General features: G+C 68.5%; 10 protein-coding genes and 1 pseudogene. 2 read left to right on the top strand and 9 right to left on the bottom strand.

The window, feature by feature from the left end; all coding sequences use genetic code 11:
* Positions 1–143 precede the first annotated feature (143 nt).
* From G3O06_RS44680 to G3O06_RS44690, 3 genes are all read right to left on the bottom strand, one after another.
* Positions 144–893 (bottom strand): response regulator transcription factor, encoded by a 750-nt coding sequence (locus G3O06_RS44680; RefSeq protein WP_174974686.1) that lies wholly within the window; start codon positions 891–893, stop codon positions 144–146.
* Between the two features lie 45 nt (positions 894–938).
* Complete coding sequence (locus G3O06_RS44685) at positions 939–2,015, bottom strand: HAMP domain-containing sensor histidine kinase (protein ID WP_205819905.1); 1,077 nt, start codon at positions 2,013–2,015, stop codon at positions 939–941.
* Between the two features lie 133 nt (positions 2,016–2,148).
* Positions 2,149–2,754, bottom strand: a complete 606-nt coding sequence (locus G3O06_RS44690; protein WP_205819902.1) for a hypothetical protein — start codon at positions 2,752–2,754, stop codon at positions 2,149–2,151.
* 228 nt (positions 2,755–2,982) lie between these two features.
* On the opposite strand from G3O06_RS44690, the gene G3O06_RS44695 reads away from it, so the two are divergent.
* Entirely contained in the window at positions 2,983–3,468 is a 486-nt protein-coding gene (locus tag G3O06_RS44695; RefSeq protein WP_085043281.1) for an HrpB1 family type III secretion system apparatus protein, read from the top strand.
* Between the two features lie 303 nt (positions 3,469–3,771).
* Here the strand turns inward: G3O06_RS44695 and G3O06_RS44700 are convergent, their stop codons facing one another.
* Complete coding sequence (locus G3O06_RS44700; protein WP_205819903.1) at positions 3,772–4,383, bottom strand: GNAT family N-acetyltransferase; 612 nt, start codon at positions 4,381–4,383, stop codon at positions 3,772–3,774.
* 188 nt (positions 4,384–4,571) lie between these two features.
* Between G3O06_RS44700 and G3O06_RS49445 the strand changes: the two genes are divergently transcribed.
* Entirely contained in the window at positions 4,572–5,471 is a 900-nt protein-coding gene (locus tag G3O06_RS49445; RefSeq protein ID WP_346779595.1) for a hypothetical protein, read from the top strand.
* A gap of 139 nt (positions 5,472–5,610) precedes the next feature.
* Here G3O06_RS49445 and G3O06_RS44710 read toward each other — a convergent pair whose 3' ends face one another.
* The 5 genes and pseudogenes from G3O06_RS44710 to G3O06_RS44730 form a co-directional block, all read right to left on the bottom strand.
* Positions 5,611–7,047: a helix-turn-helix transcriptional regulator gene (locus G3O06_RS44710; protein WP_205819904.1), complete on the bottom strand. Its 1,437-nt coding sequence runs from the start codon at positions 7,045–7,047 to the stop codon at positions 5,611–5,613.
* A gap of 191 nt (positions 7,048–7,238) precedes the next feature.
* Positions 7,239–7,694: a CesT family type III secretion system chaperone gene (locus tag G3O06_RS44715; RefSeq protein ID WP_174943594.1), complete on the bottom strand. Its 456-nt coding sequence runs from the start codon at positions 7,692–7,694 to the stop codon at positions 7,239–7,241.
* Between the two features lie 91 nt (positions 7,695–7,785).
* Positions 7,786–7,962, bottom strand: coding sequence for a hypothetical protein (locus tag G3O06_RS44720; RefSeq protein WP_174384133.1), 177 nt, complete (start codon positions 7,960–7,962; stop codon positions 7,786–7,788).
* Positions 7,963–8,129: 167 nt separating this feature from the next.
* Positions 8,130–8,381, bottom strand: coding sequence for a type III secretion protein (locus G3O06_RS44725; protein WP_174974694.1), 252 nt, complete (start codon positions 8,379–8,381; stop codon positions 8,130–8,132).
* 13 nt (positions 8,382–8,394) lie between these two features.
* Positions 8,395–8,643: pseudogene (locus G3O06_RS44730) on the bottom strand (serine protease); the annotation flags it as partial.
* Positions 8,644–8,746: the final 103 nt, after the last annotated feature.

Here is an 8,746-nt window from a genome sequence, read left to right on the forward strand (position 1 = left end):
TCTCAACGCGGCGGCGGCGCTCACCGGCCCGACGCGATAGTCGAAGCGCGCGAGCGGCCACGCGAGCGGCACCGCGTGCAGCGCCGGCGTATGGCTCGCGAGCGCGAGCGCGATGGCGGCAGCCGAGGTGGCCGCGCGCCGTATCACGATGCGCGATTCGCCGGCTCGACGTCCGCGCCCAGGTTCAGGCGGTAGCCTGTCGCGTACGCCGCATGCACGGTCCAGCCGAGGCCCGCCGCTTTCAGCCGGCTGCGCAGTCGGCTCACGTACATGTCGACCGTGCGGGTCTGCGCGGACGCTTCCGCGCCCCACACGAGCCGCAACAGATCCTGCCGCTGCACGACGGTGCCGGGATGCTCGGCCAGATGCCAGAGAATGTCGAACTCCTTCGCGCTGAATGCGTGCGACGCGCTGCCGTCGGACACGGTCAGCGTCGCGCGCGACAACACGCAGCCGCCGAGCTGCATGCGCCCGCTGTCGACCGACAGCGCCGCGAAGCGCCGCAACAACGCGCGCACGCGTGCGAGCAGCGTCTGCTTCTCGAGCGGCTTGATCAGGAAATCGTCCGCGCCGGCGTCGAGAATCTTCACGATGTCTTCTTCGTCCGAATGCACGGTCTGGAAGATCACCGGGACGATCGAGCGCGCGCGGCTACGCACCCACCCGAGCAGCCGCTCGCCCGTCATCCCGGGCAGGTCCCAGTCGAGCACCAGCAGATCGGCCCAGCTGTCGCCGAGGAAGCGACGCGCGTCGAGCCCGTCGCCGAACGCCTCGACGCGGTAGCCCTCGGCCTTGAGCCAGGTGACGAGCAGCGTGCGCTGCACCGGATCGTCCTCGACGACGACGATCTGCTTGGGCTGCTGCACGGTGCGCTGCATGTTCGGTTCGGACATCGCGGAAATAGGGTTCGTCAAGCGAAAAGGAAAGGATGCCGGCGCTCAGCCGTCGGGCGTGACGCTCGCGCGCCAGCGCGCGATGCCGTCCGGCACGGCCGAAGCTGCCGCGCCTGCCGGCGTGGGGATCGGCAAGCGCATCACGAACGCCGTGCCGACGCCGTGATTCGATTCGGCGTACAGCGTGCCCGCATGCGCGGCGGCGACCTGCGCGGCGAGCTGCAGCCCGAGGCCGAAGCCCATCGAGCCACGCTTCGCGAGCGGCGCGAAATCGGTGATGCGCCCATCCGTGACGAGGCCCGGCAGGCCGCCGGCCCAATCGCGGATCGTCACTTCCGCGTGCGCGTCACGCACGTGCAGCCGAATCTCGACGCGCGCGCCCTGCCGCGACGCCTGCACCGCATTGTCGATCAGGTTCTGCAGCGCGCGGGCGACGAATACGCGCGCGCCGCGCAACCACAGCGGTACGGCGTCGTCGAGCCAGAGCTGCAACGCGACGCCGCGATAGACGGCGCCCACTTCGAGCTTCGGCACGAGCTCGCGCAGCATCGTGCGCAGGTCGAAGCGCATGAAATGGCGCTGTCGGAGATCGTCCGCCGCCGACGCGACGAGGTAGTCCTGGCCGAGCAGCAACGCGTGCCGTGCGAGTTGCGCGATCCGTTCGAGGCCGCCGCACGCAGCGAACGCTTCGGGATCGGCGTCGTGCAACTGGGTCAGCGCGAGTATCGAATTCTGCGGCGAACGCAGGTCGTGCGCCAGAAAGCGCAGCGACGCGACGCGCTCGTCGAGCGCGCGGCGCAGCGGCGTGATGTCGGCGACCGTGACCGTCGCCGCGATCGCCGGATCGTGCTCGACCGGCTGCAGCGTCAACCACAGGATCGCGTCGTCGGTTTCGAATTCGAATCCTTGTTCTAGCGTGTCGAACAGCGCGGCGGGATCCACGCCCGCCGCGTCGCCGAGCAGCGCGTGCAGCGGCAGCCCGGCGGCGAGCGTGCGGCCTAACAGCGCATGCGCGCGCTCGGTGGCCGCGACGATCGCGCCGTCGCGGTCGAGCGCGAGCGTGCCCCACGCCTGCCGGCCCTGCATCACCTCGAGGATTCGGGCGTCGGCCCGTTGCGACACGATCAAGTTCGACTCCGGCGGACGGCGCGGTCCGCGAATGATTGGACGGGCCGCGACGCGGCGGCGCGAGCGCGCAGTGTGCACCGATTCGAAAGCGCGTGTCCAGTGCCGCCGCGCCGCGCCGCCCGCGCGGTCAGAAGTCGTTCTTCTGGTCGACGTCGCCCGCGCTCACCGTCACTTCGTCCGGCGTGAACTCCATGTTGCCGCCGGCGCCGCGCTTGCCGACGTTCGCGTTCATGAACGGATTGCCGCCCGTCTCGAGGCGCTCCAGCTCCTTCGTCGCACCGGAGTTCAGCTTCACGTTGCCGTCCTTGTCGACGACGCCGACCGAATTGCCGCTGCCGTTGTACAGGTTGCCCTGCGAGTCCATCTTCAGGTGCAGCGCTTCGCCGCCCGCCTTCGTGTTCAGCTTGACGTCGCGCATGTCTTCGCCGGGCTTGTCGCCCGTCGACGGCTTCACGTGGTTCGTCGGGGTGTTGTTGCCGGTCGGCGTGTTGCCGTTCGAATCGCCACCGATGTCCGTGTCGTCGCCGTCTCCCGAATCGTCCTGCATCAGCAGCGCTTCGATTTCGTGGAGCAGCTTGTCGATCTTCTGATCGCGGCTGCTCGACGACGTCGACGAGGAGTTGAACTGCGACGGGTGGATGGTCGTCGATGTAATGCCGTTAACGCTCATGATCGTCTCGCTATGAATGTGAATCGACTGAAGGAAAGGAAACAGAACGCGCGCGGCACTCATGCGCCCGCGGTTCGACGACAAGCTTAGGCAGCGCGTCCGCGCGCGCCGCGAACCGCACGAAGCGACGTCGCGGCGACCGAAACGATCGGTCGAGCATCGTGCGCCGCCGCCGCAACGCGCGCATCGCTTCGCCGCACACGATGTCGCTTCGCACGCGCCGGCCGCTCTCCGCGCGTACGACGGCGATCATCGCCGACGGATCATCTCTTCTCGACGCATCGCACCGACATGGCGATCAAATCGTGCAACAAAGCCGCATTGCGCGCGCTGCTCTCGGCCTTTTCGGTCGGGCTGCGCGCGAGCGCACACGCGGACCTCGACGAACTGCTGATCGCGCTGCGCGTCCTGCAGCCGCGCAACGCCGCGGTCGACCTGTGCGACGTGCGGCTGCGGATCAGCCGGCGCGACTGGATCGGCGCGCTGCACATTCTGCGCACGCTCGAAGACCAGGCGCGCGGCACGCCGCTGTGCACGGCGCTGCAGAGCTGGTGCCTGTACGCGCTGCAAGACGACGATTGGCGGCGCTATGCGCAGACCGTGGTGCTGTCGGGGGATCGGGCGTCGACGGTGCTCGTCGGCCGGTTCCTCAAAGTGGATGAGCTCGCGGAGGGTGCCGGCGCGCACGACGGCGACGTCGCCGCGCGCATCTCGCAACTGCTGAGGCTCGACCGGTATCAATGGGCGCGGCATGTGCATGCGAGCGGGATGGGGTGAAGATCGGGCCGGTTTGTGGTTTGCGGCGATCGTGGCAAGCCGCACATCGGTCGTCACCGTGTCACGCGAACCCGAATGCCGAGAGCCCGGATATGCGCGACGTTCGACCCGGCGAACCCGCATCTCCGCCGCGACTTCCGTCATGGGTCGGACGCGCCGGCGAAAGTCAGCGAGACTGCGCGACATCCGCGATGCGCGCCGCGACGAATCGGACGCAGGCAATCGATGGCCGGCGCGAGTGTAGGCGCGGATCGTCGCGGCCACCCCGCCGCCCTGGCGCTCCCGTGCAAGCTCCTCGCCGGTTCATGCAGCCCGGCGCGCCGGCGCCTGCGCGTCGCGGGTCGCGACGGCCTCGCCCAGCGGCCCCGGCGCCCTGGTGATTGCGAACAGATAGCTGTCGCCCGCGCTCATCCCGCGATTCGGACGCGCCTCGTAGTTGCGCACGACGCCCTCGCTGACGAAACCCAGCTTCGGCATGAACGGCGCGGCGCGGCCCGTCACCGAGCAGAACGCCTCGATCCGGTATACGCCCGGCTGCGCGATCAGCCAGTCGAGAAACCTGCGCAGCATCTCCGACCATGCGCGGGTCCGCACACGCCCCGGCGCGAAGCTCGTCACGAGCCCGATCTCGACGCGCGGCAGGCGACCGTGCATCTCGAGGGTGCCGATCAGACGGCCGTCGCGCTTCTCGAACAGTCCCCAGCTGAAAAATGCGCCGCTGCGCCAGCCTTCGGCGAGACGACCGATGCACGCGCGCGTTTCGTCGGCGCTGCGATGAATCGGCCACGGCAGGTCGAGCGTCGTCGCCGGATCGCCGAACAGCGCGTCGAAGGCCTCACACGCATCGTCGGCGGTGAGCGGGCGCAGATGAAGGCGCTCGGTTTCGATCAGTTCGGGTGGGCGGATGGCGTTCATCGGCGGCTCCGGTTCAGGGAATGGACACGCCGATTGTCGGGCGCCGACGCGCGAGCGTGCCCCATGCGCGCGAAGCCGCGGCGACGTATGCGAATCGCGATCGCGCGAGCCGCGTCGCTTCGGCGACGTTCGCGCGCGGGTGTATCGCTTCGCACCGCGGTAGGCTGCGGCGCGCATGTCGACGTACAGTGGCGCCGCGTCGCCCGGTGCGCCCATTGCGCGGCAGTCGGGCGCCAAGGTCTACCTTCTTCAGGAGCCGGATTGTGCAGCCAGTATCGATCAAATCTCCCATTCAGACCGGGGGCTCGACTCCGCCTTCGCAGAACCCGCCGTCGATCGGTGCGCCCCTGTCCGGTGCCGCGGCCCCTCAACCGAAGCCGTCAGGCGTGCTGGGAGGCTTGCGACCGCAAGGCGCGTCGACGTCTCGACCCGAGGCCCGTCCGCTGAACGCGTCGGCACTGAAGCGCACCGCCGTCAAGCCGGAAGCGACTGGACACAACGCATCGCTACTCGAAGCCACGCCCGCCGAATTGCAGACGGTGGCACATCATCCGGTCCTGCAACCGGTCGTGCTTCATTCCGCACACCCGCACGAAGGCAACCTCATTGACCTGAGCGACCCGCCCTCCACGACGAAGCCCACCGGTACGCCATCGTCGCTGCTCGAGGCAACGCCCGACGAATTGCAGACTGTCGCGCATCATGCGGTCCTGCAACCGGCCGTGCTTCATTCCGCACATGTACCGGAAGGCGATCTCATCGATTTGAGCGATCCGCCACCGGCACCGCAAGCCGCGCACGGGCAACCGTCGCCGCTCGGGGCCGAGCACGCTCAATCGCAGGCTGCGGGCACCCCGCCGTCGAAACCCGCATCCGCCGCCGAGCATGAAGCACACGGCGCCCACGATGCACAGACGCTTGCCGCGGCCGGGATGCCGAGTATCCAGCAGATCCATCACGAGACCGCGCAGACGATCAGGATGCAGCGTGCAATCGGGTTCGCGAACCAACTGCTCGCTGTGGCGGAGATGATCAACAGCTTCCAGATGAAACTGATCGACATGATCAAGAAGGCGGTGTCGCGATAATAATGCGTCGACGCGACATCGAAGCAACGCGGTGAGGCATTGGCGCGGCGAGCCCGCGCGCCGGCTTCGCCCGGCCGGAACGATCGCCCGGTGTGCAACAGCCGACCGGCGGCGACGCGCTGTGCGTCGCCCCGCGTCCTCACCGGTCGAAGGTCTGCGAAGGCGCCTCGTCGAACATCCGCCGATAGCCGTTGACCAGCGTCGACCGATGCTGGATCCCCCAGCGGTTCGCGATCTCGAGCACGCTCGCCGCGCGCGGCCCTTCCGACAGCAGCTCGCCGCGAATCCGCTCCATGCGCTGCCGTCGGATCAGCTGGCTCGGCGACAACCCGAGAAACGTCTTGAACGCGGCCTGCAATGCGCGCTCGGTCACGTCGATGTGCGCGGCGATCTCCCGCACCGACAGGTCGCGCTGGTCGAGCCGCTCCATCAAATAGCGATACGCGCGCCGGTACTTGCCGGGCAGCCGCGCGCTGACGTCGTCGCTCGGCGCCGCCGCGTGCGTACCGCACCGCGCAATCGCGAGGGAGGGCGCGAGCGCCGCGCCGTCCGAGCGTACGTGCCGCACCGAGGCGAGCGCATAGCGTGCATACAGCGACGACGATTCGCGAATCCGCCCCTGCTGCTCGCAGACCTTCGCCGCGCAGTACAGATAGTCGAGGGTCCAGCGCACGTGCGAGCCGCAGCGCCCGACCGCGTCGCGATACGGCGCGATCATCGCGTTGGCGACATTCGGCGCGTGCCCCGCGAGCGCCGCCAGCGCGACTTCAAGGCACACGCTGCGCTGGTAGTCGACGAGGCCCGTCTTCGCGCACCAGCTCACATGCGCATCGATCCGCGCGAGCGCCGCGTGGTCGCCGGCGGCGAGCGCGCATGCCTGGCGCATGTAGTCGACGCGCTTCCGCAGCAGCGGCAGCGCATCGGCATCGGCCACCGGCGCGCCCGTTTCCGCGAACGCCGACAACGGCAGATCGGCCAGCGCGGAGCGCCAGTAGACGTGATCGCCGAGCGCGTCGGCGCGACCGATCCGGTATTGCAGCAGCAAGTCCGCGCGCAGCGCGCCGGCGAGCTGCCGCCAGCGCGGATCGGCATCGCGAGCGGCTGCGTCGAGCCCGTCGAGCGCCACCATCGCGTCCTCGGCGCGGCCGAGATGATGCATGACGACGCACGCGCCGACGAGGCTCTCGAGCTTCTGCCCGACGCTCGCCGCGCGATCGTCGGCGATCCGTCGGAAGCCCGCCTGCGCGACGCCGAAACGGTTCTGGAAGAACGCCTGCCAGCTCGCGTTGCGGCAGGTCATCACGCGCGTCTGGTCGCGCGAATCGCGCAGCAGCTTCAGCGCGCGGCGGAAGATGTCCTCGGCCTCCTCGAAGCGGCCGAGCACGAGTTGGATGTCCGCGTACGCGCTGACGTCGCGCACGTCGTTGGCCGGGGCGCCCGGGTCGGCTTCGCAGCGCGAGGCGACGAGCGCGGCCGCTTCGGCGAAGCGGCCGTCGAACACGCGCGCTGCGTAGGCGTCGGTCGACGCCGGATTGGCAAGCGCGGCGGCGGCGGCGAAATAGAGTGTCGAAAACATGGTGGATCCTCTCGGCAAGCGGGTTCGAATACGAAGTTCGGGCTCGATCCGCGCGCCGCGCCGCCGCTCGTCGCGGGGCGCAGCGCATGGATGCGTGCCGCTATCGTCTCGTTCGCGCCGGATCCGTGCAGCAATTTGTGACGTTCCGTTACGATTGGCCCGCCGATTGCGCGTGCCGCCGTCGGGCCGCGCTACACCCGCAGCCAGAAATATTCGCCGGACGCGATACCGCTGAACATCTCGTCGCCCGATTCGATGATGTTCTGCCGCCAGTAGCGGCCGTGCTCCGCATAGTGCGCGAACAGATCGGCGAGCGTCTCGCCCGTTACGTCCGGCGTGAGCGGCAATCGCATCAGCAGCACGATGCTGCCGGTGTCCGCGTCGATCCCGAGTTGCGCCTGGTCCTGCGCATAGATCAGCAGGTTCGCCTCGAGCAGCAGCCGGTACACCGCGAGCGTGCGGCCCGCGCTGACGATGCCGTAATGGAAATTCACGTACATCGACTCCGGATCCTCGTCGAAGTACTCGATGCGCACGTCGAACCCCTCGACGTCGATCGTGCGCGTCTCGAGCACGTAATCGACGTCCGTCAAGCCGACAACCGCGCATACCTCCGCGACGACCTGTGCGTAACGTTCCCAACTCATGACAGTTTCACCCCGGTATCCGGCGTCCCCAAAAAAATACAGCCGGCGCTCGCGCGCCGGCCGCCCAACACGATGCCGAACGGCAGCCGGCTTACTGCGCCGGCTTCGACGCGTCGCCGACCATCTTCGTGGCCTGCTTCTTCACGTCGTTTTCCGCCTTCGTCATCTCTTGCATCTGCTGCAGTTTCGTTGCCGCCTTCGAAAACGCGATGCCTGCCATCGTGTCCTTCGTCATTTCGCCCAGTGCACCACCTACCAATGCCGACATGATTACTCTCCAGAAAGTGCGTGATTCGATCACGCGTTGACAAAGTTCCCGCGCCGCCGCTTCATGTCGCGGCCCGCGGCTTTTTTGCCGCGCAGCGTGCGGCATCGTCGGGAACGGCTCGCGCCGCTCCGTCCGCCGCCGCACGTTGCGCGGCGAAACCAGGGCCGCTATGCGGCCGTCGCGTTCGCCTCGTGCAACGTCGCGACAATCCGCTGCGCCGCCAGCAAGCCGCGATAGATCTTTTGCATCGCGTCGCGGTCGTAGTCGCTCGCCGCCTGCGCGGTGGCCGCGCTCACCCGCTCGGCCGTCTCGCCGAGCGCCTCGCGGAGCACGCCGATCCGTACCGCCGCGTCAGGCGCCCCGAGCGCCTGCTCGAGCGGTCCGCATTCATCCGCTGCCCGTTCCAATGCTTCGTACATGCCGTTTCTCCCGTCAGTTGAGGTCCGGCGCGCCGTTCGCCGACGCGCCCACAAACACGTGCTTCACGCCGTCCGGCGTCTCGATGTAACGCACGTCGCCGATCTCGAGCATCCCCGAGTACGCGACGGGCACCGGTGCGTCGCCGGACTGGCGTGCATCGACGTCGATCGCGCGCACGTTCGGCCCGACGTCGGCGCGCACGCGCTCGACCGCCGCGCGCAGCTGCGCGATGTCCTGCACGACGACCGACGACGACATGCGTATACGCTCGCGAGCTGGTTCGCGTCTCCACAATGCCGTCGGCAGTGGTGTAGCTGAATTTCGTCTTTGCGTTATTCATTTTGGATGCCGAAATTTGATCGAT

Origin of the sequence: Burkholderia sp. Ac-20345 (assembly GCF_017104825.1) — a bacterium.
Lineage (GTDB): Bacteria > Pseudomonadota > Gammaproteobacteria > Burkholderiales > Burkholderiaceae > Burkholderia > Burkholderia lata_B.

Excerpts from the sequence above, each read along its gene's own strand:
- G3O06_RS44680 (WP_174974686.1), bottom strand. The coding sequence starts at position 893 with ATGTCCGAACCGAACATGCAGCGCACCGTGCAGCAGCCCAAGCAGATC.
- G3O06_RS44690 (WP_205819902.1), bottom strand. The coding sequence starts at position 2,754 with ATGAGTGCCGCGCGCGTTCTGTTTCCTTTCCTTCAGTCGATTCACATT.
- G3O06_RS44695 (WP_085043281.1), top strand. The coding sequence starts at position 2,983 with ATGGCGATCAAATCGTGCAACAAAGCCGCATTGCGCGCGCTGCTCTCG.
- G3O06_RS44700 (WP_205819903.1), bottom strand. The coding sequence starts at position 4,383 with ATGAACGCCATCCGCCCACCCGAACTGATCGAAACCGAGCGCCTTCAT.
- G3O06_RS44710 (WP_205819904.1), bottom strand. The coding sequence starts at position 7,047 with ATGTTTTCGACACTCTATTTCGCCGCCGCCGCCGCGCTTGCCAATCCG.
- G3O06_RS44715 (WP_174943594.1), bottom strand. The coding sequence starts at position 7,694 with ATGAGTTGGGAACGTTACGCACAGGTCGTCGCGGAGGTATGCGCGGTT.
- G3O06_RS44720 (WP_174384133.1), bottom strand. The coding sequence starts at position 7,962 with ATGTCGGCATTGGTAGGTGGTGCACTGGGCGAAATGACGAAGGACACG.
- G3O06_RS44725 (WP_174974694.1), bottom strand. The coding sequence starts at position 8,381 with ATGTACGAAGCATTGGAACGGGCAGCGGATGAATGCGGACCGCTCGAG.